This is a genomic window from Nostoc sp. C057, from assembly GCF_013393925.1.
GTDB lineage: Bacteria > Cyanobacteriota > Cyanobacteriia > Cyanobacteriales > Nostocaceae > Nostoc > Nostoc muscorum_A.
In genome coordinates this window covers 4,768,685-4,783,008 of record NZ_CP040281.1, presented here as the reverse complement: position 1 = coordinate 4,783,008, position 14,324 = coordinate 4,768,685, and the positions used below count along the sequence as shown (strand labels likewise).

The window sequence follows — 14,324 nt, the reverse complement described above, 5'->3', positions numbered from 1 at the left end:
CCCTTAGCCGCATCTACGTAAAAAAATATCTTCTAGCAGAAAGGGAGTAGTTTGGAATTATCATCATCTTCACGCAACACTCAAGATTGTTTAGTCAACCTCTGATAAACTGTCCCCAAGGCATCAGCATCACCAACGTTACCTGGAAACAGCACCACAGGCAAATTAGGAAACTGGGGATGATCGGATGGGGTTAACACCATTGAACAACCAGCTAAAATTTGACCGAGTAAGCGGGCTGAAGTTAAGGTTAGCCCAGTACTCAAGACATCGTTTGAGGTAATGCCACCCTTGCTGATTAAGAATCCTATATCGGATGGTAAACCCCGCACAATATCCATCAATAAACTTGAAACTTTTGTCCCAAACTCCAATCGGGTGTTGACATCTTTAAAGCTCAGTTCCTGACGGCTAGTATAAACTACTGGTGTTTTACCCACTTCGTGTGCCGCCTGTGTACTTTCTTTGATTTCAGTTAGCAGAACCGCAGATTGATTTGCATCATCAAGTAATCGCGCGACATTTACTTCAATTCCCACTGTTCCCTCTATTTGCAATAGCGCCTCTAACTGCTGAGTGGTCTTTTTCACATGGGAACCAACAATTACCGCACCTGGTTTGCCTTGACGCACGTATTGCGCCATGTTTTCAGCTGCAATGGGTTGGGGTGGTAAAGCGGCTAAAGCCGTTAAAATACTTGCGCCACTACGAAACAGAAAGCGTTTCCCTTGACTTGCTGCTGCTAATATATCTACTGCAAAGCGGTTGAGATCGTCTTGAGTTTCACCATCGACGACAGCGCATTGATTACCACTCAGTTGTAACAAGCGTTCTAAACTACCAGCGCGAATATCAGCTAGGAGAAACCTTTCTACAGTTTCAGCACTAATTCGTCCTTGAGTCTTTTCTTCAACATACTTGGGTAAGTAACTGTGATGGTAGCTGAAGACTGAATCACGGGCAAATTCGGTTTCATGGACTGGAGTGAGGACACCGCCAATCATCAAGTAATGCACGCTGTCGCGGGTGATGCGTCCACCTTCAAAAAAGGCTGGAACAAGAAAATGAGCATCAAAGGGGCCGAGTTCTTGTGCGATCGCATCAGTTTCGATAGGATAATGCCCGCGCAAAGTAGAATCAGAACGGCTGACAATCAAAAAATCGTCAATTCCCTCAGCACTTAAAGCAATTTTCAGATTTTGGCAAACTTCTTTGGTGACAGATGTAGCTGACTCTGGCGTTAGCGATCTAGTGTTAGTCAGTACAAAGAAAATCGGCGAATTGTCCTGTAACCCACTGCGTAAAGTGTCCACATCCCAGTGCATTAGCAGCAAGCAGCTGTGGACTGTCTGAGAACCTGTAGGGTCATCATCTAGGACAATTATTTTTGGTTTGTTGCTCATTTAGGTCAACGGGGCGATTGTTTTGTGGGAAAGTATTGGGCGACTAGAAGTCGCTACTACACAAGCAAAGTCCACCTCCGTGGACTAATACAAAATCAATGGTTTTATAACCTGCGGAGGCAGGTTTTGTCTGTGTAGCCGCGACTTCTAGTCGCCCAAGGTTGACAAACATCCACTTAGCCTTTGTGCAATTTTCTGATTTCTGCTTGCACATCGATCGCAATTTGCAATGATTGATTTAGCAGTTGAGCATATTCGCCTGCTTGACTACTAACTTGTAAAGCTTGCAGACTGGCTAAATTATTCACAAATAACTCTTGGTTATTAGCAAGCAATTTTTTATTATCTCGCAAAATTCGTTCCGTTTTCAGAGCGCGGACTAAATCTTCTCTAATTAGTTGTAAGGCGGCGGTGACTTTATCTCGGTCATGGATACTGCTTTCTACGTTTCCTGATGCTGCCAATTGGTCATTAATATCGATGGCAGCAACCAGGTCATGATATTTATCAACTTCGTCTAAAAGTATTGTTAGTCCTTCAGGACAGGTCAATTGTCGCCATAGCCATCGCCCCACTAATATCGGCATTGGCACTAAAATTAGTAAAAGAATTCCTAGTCGAATCGAAGAACCAATAGTTGGCAGAATAATAAACGCATAAACAAAACCCACAATTATGGGCGTTAGCGCCAGCGTCACCAACATTTCATTGATAAAAAACCCTAATCGCTTTTTGCCATCTCGCAGAACAGAAGGTCGAAAAACGTCTTCTGGATCGAATCCAGTCAAACGTCTTAGTTCCCCCTTACTAATTTCCAAGCCTATTAAGTCCGGCTGCACGGCTGCATACTCCTATGGAAACCCAAGTTGCGTATTCATTTTAATCGGGTTTACCGTAATGATTGTGGTTATATTCAGGAAACCAGTTTTCATCTAAGATTTGTTCTAAAGAGCCAATGGGTACAGTAGGAAATATGTCAATGGTAAGTTGAGAGCGTAGTTTACCGCCGTAGGCATCGCTTGCTTCTGTTCTTGCATCTTGATAACATTCATCAAATATTTCTAAAATGTAAGGTTTCAAACTAGGACTATCTTTCAGAGCTTTTTTAATTTCTCTACGAAAAGTCCTGATTTCTCCTTTCCAATGTCCTTGATTACGTTCTCGTTCTTCATCCCAACACTTGAGTTTTAGTAGATGTTGAAGAAGCTTAATTAATAAGTTTTCAATTGTTCGCTTCTCCCTTCTACCAATACTTTCTAACTCTTCTAACAAATTCTCCAAATCAACAGAAGAAAACTGTCCAGTGCGAAGTTGATTTATAGTTGTCCTCAGCCACAGATAATAATCTTCGTCGTATAAGGTTTGAGTTGCTGATTGGATTATTGGTTTTACCATAGACTAGCCGAACTCCTACTATTTTTTTAATTTAGCCAGATCGACTGAGGGTAAACGCCAACTCAGTGTGACTTGCACTTGTCCATTAGGCAAAGCTGACATTTCCCATTCACCCGCATCGCACTCATCATCTTACTGCCATAGCCACCTTTGGGACGTTCACAGGTCGTATGGTTGACGATTGAGCCGTATTCTTGGGCTGCTAACGCTACATACTCAGTATCCATCATGCTGAGGTTATGAATTCCAGTTACGGTGCAATAGCGGAAATATTCCTTAAGTCTAAACTAAAGCTTACTGAAAGAATGAGGTTTTAATTTATCAATTTATTGAGAATATACAAGATCCCATTCATCAACCTCCAAATTCTCAGCCCTAAAAATTGATAATTACGAAGGGAAAAGAAAATGCCTAAAACTAAAGCCAATAAAGGAAAAGTAACAGACATTTTGGCATTAATTGAAGCAGAGCATCGTCAAGTTGAGAAGCTTTTTGAAGAAGTAGAAAAAGCTAAGGGTGCAAAATTAGTTGAACAATTCAATCAAATCTATATAGCGGTGATATTACATGCAAGAGCTGAAGAATTAGTCTTCTACCCAGCTTTGCGAGAATACGAAGAAACTGAACAATATGTTGAAGAAGCTGAAGAAGAGCATGAAGAAGTTTCATTTATTTTAGAAGAGATTAAGGCGCTTAACCCTACCGATCCTGAGTTTAAAGAAAAAATGAGCGAATTGAAGGAAACATTTGAGCATCATGCAGAAGAAGAAGAAAGCGAAATTTTTAATGCTGTGCGCGAATGTATGAGTGATAAAGAGCTAACTGAATTGGGACAGGAGTTTCAGGAAACTAAAGATAAGTTGGTGTCAAATGTAGAAGCTGCATTAGCAATGTAGGAACCTAATTTCTTCTCAGTACTTGTATAAACAATTAGCCCTAATTCCAACGTAATTGGTTCATTAAACAAAATATTCCTTTATCAGAGAGGAGAAAAATGACTGCTACAAATGGTAAGCGCAAAATTCGTTATGCGGTTGTTGGTTTAGGTTGGTTTGCCCAAGAAGCCGCCTTGCCTTCCTTTGGTCACGCCGAAAACTCAGAATTAGTGGCACTCGTTTCAGATGACCCCACTAAAAGCGAAGAACTGAGCAAAAAGTATGGAATAGAGCATACTTACTCCTATGAAGAGTATGAGGACTGTTTGGCAAGCGGCGAGATTGATGCAGTTTATATTGCATTACCTAATCACTTGCATTGTGACTACACTGTGCGGGCTGCTAATCAGGCAATTCATGTATTGTGTGAAAAGCCAATGGCAGTGACAGAACAAGAGTGTGAGGCAATGATTAAAGCTGCCAATGATAATAATGTCAAGCTGATGATTGCCTATCGCTTACATTTAGAAGAAGCCAATTTACAAGCAGTCGAAATTATCCGCTCGAAGCAAATTGGTGAACCACGTATTTTCAACTCGGTTTTTAGTCAACAAGTAGAAGAAGGCAATATTCGTTTACGAGATGTAACTGGTGGTGGCACGCTTTATGATATAGGCATTTACTGCATTAATGCTGTACGTTATCTATTTCAAGACGAACCAATTGAAGTATTTGCTGTAGCTGCCAATAAGGGAGAACAACGTTTCAGCGAAGTGGAAGAAATGACTAGTGTTACTTTGCGTTTTCCCAACGAGCGATTGGCAACATTTACCTGTAGTTTTGGAGGGGCAAATGTTTCAACCTATCAGGTTGTAGCTACTAAAGGAGATTTACGAGTAGAACCTGCCTATCCTTGGCAGGGGGAAATCAAGCATTATTTGACAATTAATGGTGAAACTCAAGAGCGTACCTTTGAGGATCATGACCAACTAGCAGCTGAATTTACCTACTTCTCTGATTGTATTCTCCAAGATAAAGACCCTGAGCCATCTGGGACAGAAGGGTTGATTGATGTTTCGATCATTCAAGCACTTTATCAGTCAATTGAGATGGGTAAACCTGTGCAGATCCAAACTCGCGCTCGCCATCAACGTCCCACATCGACTCAAACTATTGAACTTCCTCCTGCTGAGAAGAAGCCAGATTTAATTCACGCTGCTTCCCCTTCTGGCGAGTAGTAAGTAATAACAGATATACAGTTAGGAGTGTAAAGCTAGCTGTATGCTCCTAACTGTATATCTTGAATCGAAGATTGCAGCGATCGCTCGCCATGTAATTATAGGGGCACAATATAATCTTGCACCCCTACACATCTGGTCTATTCAATTCAAAATATTGTATCTTCCTAAATATTAAGGATAAAGACCTCTGTCAGTCAGGGCCTGGGCAACTCTACCCACCCCTAAAGTGTAAGCTGCTAATCTTAAAGAAATTTGCCGCTTCTTAGATTGCTGAATCACCTTGCGGTAGGCTTGCACCATCAAATGCTCCATTTCGCGGTTAACTCGCTCTTCATCCCAAAATACGTAAGAAAGACCCTGCACCCACTCCAAATAACTGACTACCACACCGCCGGCATTCGCTAAGATGTCTGGTAGTACAATCACACCCCGTTCCTCTAAAGACAAGCTAGCCTCAAGAGTAAGTGGCCCATTAGCTGCTTCTGCGACAATTTGCGCTTGCACCTGATTCACATTTTCTTCAGTGATCTGGTTTTCTAAAGCTGCTGGTATTAAGACATCACAGGGTAAAGCTAATAAATCTGCATTGCTAATTGGTACAGATTGCGGGAAACCTACAATACTCTTGCGGTTTTCAGCAGCGTAGATTTTCAACGCGGGAATATCAAGACCAACTTCGGAAAATATTCCCCCAGCACCAGTTGAAACAGCGATAATTTTCGCGCCTGCTTCATATAGTAATTCAGCAGCAGCACCACCTACATTACCAAAACCTTGAATTGCTACTCGCACTCCTGCCAAGGATTTACCTTGATCTGCCAGCGCCTCACGCACAGTAATCATCACGCCACGTCCGGTTGCCATTTCGCGTCCCAATGAACCACCAATGGAAAGCGGTTTCCCAGTCACAACCCCTGGTACAGCATTACCGACATTCACAGAGTAAGTGTCCATCATCCAAGCCATCTCACGGGCTGAAGTCCCCATATCTGGCGCAGGAATATCTACAGAAGGCCCAATATCTTTAATTAACTCGCTGATATAACGGCGGCTGATTCGCTCTAATTCGCCAACACTGTAGCGTTTTGGATCTATGGCAATGCCACCCTTACCACCACCATAAGGAATACCTAACAATGCACATTTCCAGGTCATCAGCATTGCCAAAGCCGATACTTCGCGCAATGTCACAGCCGGATGATAACGAATTCCGCCTTTGTAAGGGCCTAAGACATCGCAGTGCTGTACTCGGTGTCCAGCGAGAACCTGTATTTCCCCGTCATCTAGTTTCACGGGAATGGAAACTGTGACAACCTTACGCGGGTGGCTGAGGATTTCCAGCAAACCTTGATTTAAATTTAATTCTTTAGCTGCCGCTTCTAAGTAACTACAGGCTTGATCAAATGGGCATATATGCGCTGGAGAAGCAGGTTCTAGCGGTAGTAGTGATTTTGAAATCATAAAATTTTCTCCTAATCACGGTATCTTTACGAACCGGATATCATTCTGTAACTAGCTTATCCTTTTTTTGAGAAAAATAGGAATTTTGTAGTTTTTGTTACAGTTTTATATTTTATATTATGCTGTAGGTACAAAGTACTATGGGGACTTAGCTAACGCGATCGCTACATTCTGTCCACCAAAGCCAAAACTCAAACATAAAACCTGACTAATTTTACTTAAACGCGCTGCTGTAACGATTTCTAAATCAAATTCTGGCTGCTGCAATCCTACACAAGGCGGTAATATTTGATGCTTTAATGCCATGAGAGAGAAAGCTACGCCTAATGCTCCCGAAGCTCCTAATGTATGACCTGTGCTTCCTTTGGTGGAACTAACTGCCACACCTTGGGGAAACAAACGCTGGATTACCATACTCTCCATCTGGTCATTTAGCTGGGTTGCTGTACCATGAGCATGAATGTAATCAATATCGCTTGGTGATAGACAACTACGTTCTAGACATTGTTTGATAGCTGCGATCGCACTTTTCCCTTCAGGTTCCGGTGAATTACTATGATATGCGTCGTTAGTTAAGCCGAAACCGAGAATTTCACCATACACTTTTGCTTGACGCTGCTTTGCCAACTCTGCGGATTCCAAGACAAACACAGCTGCGCCTTCGCCCAAAACTAAGCCTTCTCGCTGCAAATCAAAGGGATAAGCCCCAGTTTTCGCCAAAGCACCCATCTGCTGAAACCCAGCTAAAGTTAGGGGTGTAATCGGCGCTTCCACTGCGCCAGCGATCGCCTGTTGGCATTGCCCAGTTTGTATAAGTAAAGCTGCTTGGGCGATAGACCAAATTCCAGTTGCACAAGCTGCCATCGGTGCTAAAACTATTCCTGTTGCACCGATTTGCCTTGCAGCTGCGATCGCATTGATATGAGGTAATATCTCTAACCAATTTCCAAAATCAGAAACGGGCAAATTTTCCGCATCTTTATACATTTGCCGCGCCAACATCTCCCAAGATGCTTGATAAGAGCGACTCGATCCAATGACGACAGCACAGTCAGCTAAAGGTGCAACTAACCCAGCATCTCGCAAAGCAGAAGTAACAACCATTTGAGTTAACATTGCCAACTCAGATGGTTGTTGAGCAATCAAACCTAGAGGAAGTGGTTTAAGTTCTGGAAATGGTTGATGTAACTTAATTCCAGATTTACCTGCTATCAGATTTTGCCAGCTATCCTCTAAGCTTCCACCCAAGGCGGAAACAAGACCAATACCAGTGACACAAACCTTAATCAATTTGCAATTTGGGGGGATGTATGAGGGGGATGAGGGGGATGAGGGGGATGAGGGGGATAAGGGAGATGATGAAGAGTTTGTTTGCTCCATTTACTCCCTCATCTCACCCTACTCCCTCATCTCCCCCTGCTCTCTTCCTACTGCCCTGCTGTTTTCAGATTTTCAGCCCCTTGGGTGACTTTAGCAGAGTCAATGCGATCGCCTTGCTGAATTTTGTTCACTACATCCAAGCCTTGAGTGACATTGCCAAACACGGCGTAGTTACCATCTAAAAAGGCTAGATCCGCCAAAGCAAAGTAAAACTGAGCAGAAGCCGAATCTGGTGCTTGCGATCGCGCCATCGCTACTGCACCCTGTTTATGGGGCAATACGACGGGTTGAGCAGTAGCATCAAATGGTTTGTTATAAAGCGGAGTATCCGAACCTTTCGGCTTAACTTCTAAAGGTATATAGCGAGCATTTCCCGTTTTTGGGTCAATATAGCTACCGGTTCCCAGCTGATCTGCTGGAACTTTCGGGTCTTTGCTTTGAGGATCGCCCCCTTGAACTACAAACGGTTGGGGTTCGCGTACAACTCGATGGAAAGCTAAACCATCGTAAACACCCTTTTGAACTAAATCTACGAAGTTACCAGCTGTAATCGGGGCATCAGTGCCGTCTACTTCGATAGTAATGGGCGAACCTTTAACCGTCATTACCACAGTCGCCTTGCCTTCAAGACGTGGTAAACCAGTGGTTCCAGGAATACTCTCACTACTAGTTTGAGATACAGATGTTGCTTCAGTAGTCGTCTGGGTAGTCGAGGTAGCTGTCGAGGTTGGAGAAGAGGTATTAGAAGCTACCTGCTGTGTTGAACATCCTCCAAGCATCACAGCACTAATAAGCACAAGAGAAAGCAAAAATTGTGAAATTTTTAACCGCATTGCCAGTTACTGATTTAACCACAGTATCTTATCCTTTTCAGGGGAATTGGGATTAGAGGAGAGGTGACAGTTAACAGGTGATAGGGAATAATCTGTACCCTGTACCCTTTACCCTAATCTCTTAAAGCCCTTCTAACGATACTCCCAAAAAGCGGGCTAACTTCGCACCTTCTGTTTCTAACTCTGTTAAAGATAAGGGTTGTCCAACTCGTGTTAAGGGAATATCTCGCCGCCCCTTAATGCGTAGATAAAGGGCACGAACGGGATTAAGACCTTCCTTGACAGCTATTCGCACAGATTGCACATCTTCTATGCGGCTATCAATCTCAATTCGGCGGTTTTTGCCAGGAAAACCCCAACGGAAGATTTTGATTGTGCCAGTTTCCTGATTAAATTCGTTGTAGCCGCCACCTACATCCAATAAAATCACTAGCCATAGGTATGTGGCTAATAGCAAGCCAGCAGCACCATATAACCCCATCACCAATCCTTGGGGGACAAATACTAGTTGAGTTGGATCGGAAACTATGAGTAAATTAACTTTTAAGTAGCTAGATATCCCAGCCAGTAAAAAGCCGCTTGCTCCCAAGGTAACGATAGTTGCCCACCAGTAGTTACTGAACCGACGAGAACCGAGAACATTTTGATGCAGGAGGCGATCGCCTTTGTTAATCGTTGTTGATGTCGTCATTGAACTACAATTGCCCGTGAGATACTCGCTGTGAAATACTCGCACACTGAATGCTACTAGACAGAATTCGACTAAATTGAAGGCTAGTCATTCAACTAAAGCACACTTTAGAGGCTCTGCTGCTTGATTATTTTACCAAACATTGTTGACAAAAACTCAGATGCGCTCCTGCCTCCTGCGACCCATATAATTTATTTGTGAGGGGACGTTATATGATTTCTTTACTCACTGGCGGATAAAAATTCTTTCTTCCCTTCCCTCTACCTCTTTTTGACCTCTTGGGAATGAGTTACCTACCTACGTCCATCTAGACTAAATTTTCTTACATTTCTGAGAAAAGTTGTGTCAAATTGTAAAATTTCTGATATTCATATTATTTATAAGGTTCGTGTTTCATGCCTGATTTGCTTCTGTGTGTCAGGCAAAAACCCTGAGTAGTGTGATAAGTTAAGAATCATTAAGTTACCACAAGCTAGATTACTAGCCGATGGTACGTGTAATGGCATAAAGAAAGAGAAATGCTGATTTCACAGGTCAGCAACTTCTCAGAATCTCAGTCGCTTTTAAGCTGTTGAGATTGTCAAAAAAAACGTTAATTCCTCACGGCAGCCGGTTACATTGGCTCTCCGTATTGCCTTAGAAACGTTGCAATTTTAGTAAAAAAAGAGGATTTTAGTCCGATGACCATCGCAGTTGGACGTGCGCCCAGTAGAGGGTGGTTTGACGTTCTAGACGACTGGCTCAAGCGCGATCGCTTCGTATTCGTAGGTTGGTCAGGGATACTGTTGTTCCCTTGCGCTTTCCTAGCACTAGGCGGTTGGCTGACCGGCACCACCTTCGTCACCTCTTGGTATACCCACGGATTAGCCTCCTCCTACCTAGAAGGTGCTAACTTCCTAACAGTGGCAGTATCCACCCCCGCCGACAGCATGGGACATTCCCTATTGCTGTTATGGGGGCCAGAAGCCCAAGGCGACCTCACCCGTTGGTTCCAATTGGGTGGTTTGTGGCCATTTGTCGCCCTACACGGAGCCTTCGGTTTGATTGGCTTCATGTTGCGGCAATTTGAAATTGCGCGTCTAGTAGGTATCCGTCCTTATAACGCCCTCGCCTTCTCAGCTCCCATTGCAGTATTCGTCAGCGTATTTCTGATGTACCCCTTGGGACAATCAAGCTGGTTCTTTGCACCCAGCTTTGGCGTAGCGGCAATTTTCCGGTTCCTGCTATTCCTGCAAGGCTTCCACAACTGGACACTCAACCCCTTCCACATGATGGGTGTTGCTGGTGTATTGGGTGGTGCATTATTGTGTGCCATTCACGGAGCCACGGTAGAAAATACCTTGTTTGAAGATGGTGATGGTGCTAACACCTTCCGCGCCTTCAATCCCACCCAGTCTGAAGAAACCTATTCAATGGTGACAGCAAACCGTTTCTGGTCACAGATTTTCGGGATTGCTTTCTCAAACAAACGCTGGTTGCACTTCTTTATGTTGTTCGTGCCAGTCACAGGTTTGTGGATGAGTGCCGTCGGCATCGTCGGTTTAGCACTCAACCTGCGGGCTTATGATTTCGTCTCCCAAGAATTACGGGCGGCGGAAGACCCTGAGTTTGAAACCTTCTATACCAAAAACATTTTGCTGAACGAGGGTATCCGCGCTTGGATGGCTCCTCAAGATCAACCCCACGAACAATTTGTATTCCCTGAGGAGGTATTACCACGTGGTAACGCTCTCTAATAGACCAAATATATTAGGCGGCACTGGACGCGACCAAGAATCTACTGGCTTTGCCTGGTGGTCTGGTAACGCGCGTTTAATCAATCTATCTGGCAAACTCCTGGGCGCTCACGTTGCCCATGCTGGTTTGATTGTATTCTGGGCTGGAGCGATGACTTTATTTGAAGTCGCTCACTTCGTTCCTGAAAAACCCATGTACGAGCAGGGCTTGATCCTGTTACCTCACCTCGCCGCTCAGGGTTGGGGTGTTGGTGCTGGTGGTGAAGTAATCGACACCTTCCCCTACTTTGTTGTCGGTGTACTCCACCTAATTTCCTCAGCCGTCCTTGGCTTTGGCGGTATCTATCATGCCGTCCGTGGCCCAGAAACCTTAGAAGAATACTCTTCTTTCTTTGGTTACGACTGGAAAGACAAGAACAAGATGACCAACATCATCGGATTCCACCTGATTATTTTGGGATGCGGTGCCTTGCTGTTGGTTCTAAAGGCAATGTTCTTCGGTGGTTTGTATGACACTTGGGCACCAGGCGGTGGTGACGTTCGTGTTATTACCAATCCGACATTGAACCCAGCAGTTATCTTCGGTTATGTAATCAAGTCTCCCTTCGGTGGGGAAGGCTGGATTGTTAGCGTTGATAACTTGGAAGATGTGGTCGGTGGTCACATTTGGATTGCCTTTATCTGTATTGCTGGCGGCGTTTTTCACATTCTTACCAAGCCTTTTGCTTGGTCACGTCGTGCATCCATCTGGTCTGGTGAGGCTTACCTCTCCTACAGCTTGGGCGCTCTTTCACTGATGGGCTTTATTGCATCCATCTTTGTTTGGTTCAACAACACCGTTTATCCCAGCGAATTCTTTGGTCCTACTGGTCCAGAAGCTTCTCAAGCTCAGGCTTTGACCTTCTTGATTCGTGACCAACGCTTGGGTGCTAACGTCGGTTCTGCCCAAGGCCCCACAGGTCTAGGTAAATACCTGATGCGCTCTCCAACTGGTGAAATCATCTTCGGTGGTGAAACCATGCGCTTCTGGGATTTCCGTGGCCCTTGGTTGGAGCCTCTACGTGGCCCCAATGGTCTTGACTTGGAAAAAATCAAGAACGATATTCAGCCTTGGCAAGCTCGTCGCGCTGCTGAATACATGACCCACGCTCCTCTGGGTTCTTTGAACTCCGTGGGTGGTGTGGCTACTGAAATTAACTCCTTCAACTACGTATCTCCTCGTGCTTGGTTGGCGACTTCTCACTTCGTACTAGGATTCTTCTTCCTAGTTGGTCACTTGTGGCACGCTGGTCGCGCACGGGCTGCGGCTGGTGGTTTTGAGAAAGGAATTAACCGTGATACTGAGCCAGTAATGTTTATGGACGACCTAGATTAGGTTGTAAAGTTTATTTCATTACTGACAACTAAATAATTTAAAAGCTCTTGCGTAAAAGCAAGGGCTTTTTTTATAGGAAAATTAGTAAACCTATTGATTAAACTGAAGGACTTACCAAGGTCATTAATACCATGAGCGATTCCAATTTTATTGATGCTTTACGATGGACATCTGAAGCTAAGGAAAAATTGCAAAATATTCCCTTTTTTGTCCGCTCTCAAGCTAAAGCCAGAATTGAACAACTAGCCCGTGAAGCAGGACAAGAAGTTGTGACGGCTGATTTGGTAGAACAGGCTAGGCTTGAGTTTGGACAATAAAACATTCTGGAGGTCATAACAATGACAGTCGCCAAAAATCGAGCAGACCGAGTAATGCTTTACGACATTAGCTGGCAACAGTTTGAAAATCTTCTAAAAGACTTGGGAGAGCATCGGGCAGCACGGTTAGCTTACGATCGCACTACCTTAGAAATTATGACACCTTTACCAGAACACGAATATTACAAAGAGGTAATTAGTATCGCAGTTCAAGATATCGCTGAAGAGTTGGCTATAGACTATGAAAGTTATGGCTCGACTACTTGGAAGCGAGAAAGCCGAATGGCAGGGGTAGAGTCAGATAACTGCTTCTATTTCCAGAATGAAGCTGCGATTCGGGGTAGATTGGATCTAGACTTGAGACAAGACCCACCGCCTGATTTGGCACTGGAAATTGATGTTACTAGTAAGTCGCTAAATCGTTTTCCCATTTATGCCCGCTTGGGAGTACCAGAACTCTGGTGTTATGATTCTGGTGAACTCAAGATTTATCTCCTACAAAATGGGGAATATGTCGAGTCAGAAAATAGTCTAGTGTTTCCTAATTTAGCAATTCGGTATCTGCCAAAACTGATTGAGCAAAATCGGGCAAATGGTAGAAGGGCAATTCGTCAAGCAGTGCGGGAATGGGTGAAGATTGAACTACCCAATCAACCTAATTCATAATTACGAATTACGTTAGCGTCGCGGGGCGTAGCCCATTACGAATTACGAATTAGTATCAACTTCCTCCCACATTCATTGCTGCTAAAAAAGCCTTCTGGCTCACATCTCTGTAAATTGTATTCAAATACTTCATTACCACATCACTTGAAGTTGAACTTACTGCGTTTTCCTCTTCTTTTGCTAGGGGGATTGCTCCTAATACATCTAATACCATCTCATTAGTGGAAGGCGCAATCACTACTAATGATGACTCTAGTGGCTCATTGTATTGCCAGAAAGAATCAATTTTTACCGAGTATTTGTTATTAGGAATTGACTGTTGAATATCGGGCGTTTCTGTAGTATTGGGTTGAATCTTAGCGCTACGTAAGTGACGTAAATCGCTGATAATTTGCTCTTTGGTGCGTCCGCGTAATTGAAATAATACAAAGGGGTCTTCACTGAAGCGATCGCCTAACTGATAGTACAGCGCACCAATGTGTTTACAGGGATTTGCTTTATCAGGACAAGAGCATTTACTCTGGACATCACCAAGGGTAAAAGGAAATATCGAAAGACCATTTGCCGTGAACACTTCTTCTATATTTTGTGGCATTTCTCCTGCTAGTAGCTTGGCAGCAAAAATTGCCCTTTGGGACATGGTTTCAATTACATAACCCCACTGTTCATCACTAAAGGGTTCAAGGGAAAGGGAAACTTTGTAAGGCTCTACTTCACTACCTTGCACCCTAGCTAATACTTTTGCGCCTTTAAATTCGATGCTCAAAACATTTCCTTGACGGGCATAATTTCTCGCACGTTCTAAACGTTTTTTAAAGCGATAAGAATCTAGTAAGTCTAACCATTGTTGCGACCACCATTCTCGGCTTGCTTGTAATGTGTAATTAGTCATAAGTCAATTTCAAAACTTAGTAGTCTGCTGCTATATCAGTGTGAGTTCGTAGTGAGCGC

Annotated in this window: 15 protein-coding genes; 6 read left to right on the top strand and 9 right to left on the bottom strand. The window is 43.8% G+C overall.

What is annotated here, in order from left to right; all coding sequences use genetic code 11:
* Window positions 1-80: 80 nt before the first annotated feature.
* The 4 genes from FD724_RS20500 to FD724_RS20485 all read right to left on the bottom strand — a co-directional run bounded on the left by FD724_RS20500 (window position 81) and on the right by FD724_RS20485 (window position 3,028).
* Entirely contained in the window at window positions 81-1,403 is a 1,323-nt protein-coding gene (locus tag FD724_RS20500; protein WP_179073904.1) for a four-carbon acid sugar kinase family protein, read from the bottom strand.
* A gap of 176 nt (window positions 1,404-1,579) precedes the next feature.
* A complete protein-coding gene (locus FD724_RS20495) occupies window positions 1,580-2,242 on the bottom strand; it encodes a hypothetical protein (RefSeq protein WP_012410006.1) in 663 nt (220 codons plus the stop codon).
* 40 nt (window positions 2,243-2,282) lie between these two features.
* Window positions 2,283-2,798, bottom strand: a complete 516-nt coding sequence (locus FD724_RS20490) for a DUF29 domain-containing protein (RefSeq protein ID WP_179073903.1) — start codon at window positions 2,796-2,798, stop codon at window positions 2,283-2,285.
* Window positions 2,799-2,860: 62 nt separating this feature from the next.
* Window positions 2,861-3,028, bottom strand: a complete 168-nt coding sequence (locus FD724_RS20485) for a hypothetical protein (RefSeq protein ID WP_159402526.1) — start codon at window positions 3,026-3,028, stop codon at window positions 2,861-2,863.
* A 177-nt stretch (window positions 3,029-3,205) separates the two neighbouring features.
* Here FD724_RS20485 and FD724_RS20480 point away from each other — a divergent pair, with 177 nt between their 5' ends.
* Both FD724_RS20480 and FD724_RS20475 read left to right on the top strand, forming a co-directional pair.
* Window positions 3,206-3,694, top strand: coding sequence for a hemerythrin domain-containing protein (locus FD724_RS20480; RefSeq protein WP_179073902.1), 489 nt, complete (start codon window positions 3,206-3,208; stop codon window positions 3,692-3,694).
* A gap of 98 nt (window positions 3,695-3,792) precedes the next feature.
* A complete protein-coding gene (locus FD724_RS20475) occupies window positions 3,793-4,911 on the top strand; it encodes a Gfo/Idh/MocA family protein (RefSeq protein ID WP_179073901.1) in 1,119 nt (372 codons plus the stop codon).
* Between the two features lie 174 nt (window positions 4,912-5,085).
* On the opposite strand, the gene FD724_RS20470 is transcribed toward FD724_RS20475, so the two are convergent.
* The 4 genes from FD724_RS20470 to FD724_RS20455 all read right to left on the bottom strand — a co-directional run bounded on the left by FD724_RS20470 (window position 5,086) and on the right by FD724_RS20455 (window position 9,279).
* Window positions 5,086-6,375 carry a Glu/Leu/Phe/Val dehydrogenase gene (locus FD724_RS20470; RefSeq protein WP_179073900.1) on the bottom strand — a complete coding sequence of 430 codons (1,290 nt, stop codon included), beginning with the start codon at window positions 6,373-6,375 and terminating at the stop codon, window positions 5,086-5,088.
* Window positions 6,376-6,513: 138 nt separating this feature from the next.
* Entirely contained in the window at window positions 6,514-7,665 is a 1,152-nt protein-coding gene (locus tag FD724_RS20465; RefSeq protein WP_179073899.1) for a beta-ketoacyl-ACP synthase, read from the bottom strand.
* 137 nt (window positions 7,666-7,802) lie between these two features.
* Window positions 7,803-8,588 (bottom strand): peptidylprolyl isomerase, encoded by a 786-nt coding sequence (locus FD724_RS20460; RefSeq protein WP_179073898.1) that lies wholly within the window; start codon window positions 8,586-8,588, stop codon window positions 7,803-7,805.
* A 121-nt stretch (window positions 8,589-8,709) separates the two neighbouring features.
* A complete protein-coding gene (locus FD724_RS20455) occupies window positions 8,710-9,279 on the bottom strand; it encodes a photosystem I assembly protein Ycf4 (protein ID WP_179073897.1) in 570 nt (189 codons plus the stop codon).
* Between the two features lie 680 nt (window positions 9,280-9,959).
* On the opposite strand from FD724_RS20455, the gene psbD reads away from it, so the two are divergent.
* From psbD to FD724_RS20435, 4 genes are all read left to right on the top strand, one after another.
* A complete protein-coding gene (gene psbD, locus FD724_RS20450; protein ID WP_012409998.1) occupies window positions 9,960-11,015 on the top strand; it encodes a photosystem II D2 protein (photosystem q(a) protein) in 1,056 nt (351 codons plus the stop codon).
* On the top strand, window positions 10,999-12,390 hold the full coding sequence (psbC, locus tag FD724_RS20445; protein ID WP_179073896.1) for a photosystem II reaction center protein CP43: 1,392 nt from the start codon (window positions 10,999-11,001) through the stop codon (window positions 12,388-12,390). The genes psbD and psbC overlap by 17 nt, the downstream gene beginning before the upstream one ends.
* Window positions 12,391-12,521: 131 nt before the next feature.
* Window positions 12,522-12,707 carry a PCP reductase family protein gene (locus FD724_RS20440; RefSeq protein WP_069070310.1) on the top strand — a complete coding sequence of 62 codons (186 nt, stop codon included), beginning with the start codon at window positions 12,522-12,524 and terminating at the stop codon, window positions 12,705-12,707.
* Between the two features lie 21 nt (window positions 12,708-12,728).
* Complete coding sequence (locus FD724_RS20435; protein WP_179073895.1) at window positions 12,729-13,373, top strand: Uma2 family endonuclease; 645 nt, start codon at window positions 12,729-12,731, stop codon at window positions 13,371-13,373.
* Window positions 13,374-13,428: 55 nt separating this feature from the next.
* Here FD724_RS20435 and FD724_RS20430 read toward each other — a convergent pair whose 3' ends face one another.
* Window positions 13,429-14,265, bottom strand: coding sequence for an SWIM zinc finger family protein (locus tag FD724_RS20430; protein WP_179073894.1), 837 nt, complete (start codon window positions 14,263-14,265; stop codon window positions 13,429-13,431).
* Window positions 14,266-14,324 lie beyond the last annotated feature (59 nt).

What these genes read in the sequence shown, in the direction of transcription:
- FD724_RS20500 (WP_179073904.1), bottom strand. Translation starts at nt 1,403, where the DNA reads ATGAGCAACAAACCAAAAATAATTGTCCTAGATGATGACCCTACAGGT.
- FD724_RS20490 (WP_179073903.1), bottom strand. Translation starts at nt 2,798, where the DNA reads ATGGTAAAACCAATAATCCAATCAGCAACTCAAACCTTATACGACGAA.
- FD724_RS20485 (WP_159402526.1), bottom strand. Translation starts at nt 3,028, where the DNA reads ATGATGGATACTGAGTATGTAGCGTTAGCAGCCCAAGAATACGGCTCA.
- FD724_RS20480 (WP_179073902.1), top strand. Translation starts at nt 3,206, where the DNA reads ATGCCTAAAACTAAAGCCAATAAAGGAAAAGTAACAGACATTTTGGCA.
- FD724_RS20475 (WP_179073901.1), top strand. Translation starts at nt 3,793, where the DNA reads ATGACTGCTACAAATGGTAAGCGCAAAATTCGTTATGCGGTTGTTGGT.
- FD724_RS20470 (WP_179073900.1), bottom strand. Translation starts at nt 6,375, where the DNA reads ATGATTTCAAAATCACTACTACCGCTAGAACCTGCTTCTCCAGCGCAT.
- FD724_RS20460 (WP_179073898.1), bottom strand. Translation starts at nt 8,588, where the DNA reads ATGCGGTTAAAAATTTCACAATTTTTGCTTTCTCTTGTGCTTATTAGT.
- FD724_RS20455 (WP_179073897.1), bottom strand. Translation starts at nt 9,279, where the DNA reads ATGACGACATCAACAACGATTAACAAAGGCGATCGCCTCCTGCATCAA.
- psbD (WP_012409998.1), top strand. Translation starts at nt 9,960, where the DNA reads ATGACCATCGCAGTTGGACGTGCGCCCAGTAGAGGGTGGTTTGACGTT.
- FD724_RS20440 (WP_069070310.1), top strand. Translation starts at nt 12,522, where the DNA reads ATGAGCGATTCCAATTTTATTGATGCTTTACGATGGACATCTGAAGCT.
- FD724_RS20435 (WP_179073895.1), top strand. Translation starts at nt 12,729, where the DNA reads ATGACAGTCGCCAAAAATCGAGCAGACCGAGTAATGCTTTACGACATT.
- FD724_RS20430 (WP_179073894.1), bottom strand. Translation starts at nt 14,265, where the DNA reads ATGACTAATTACACATTACAAGCAAGCCGAGAATGGTGGTCGCAACAA.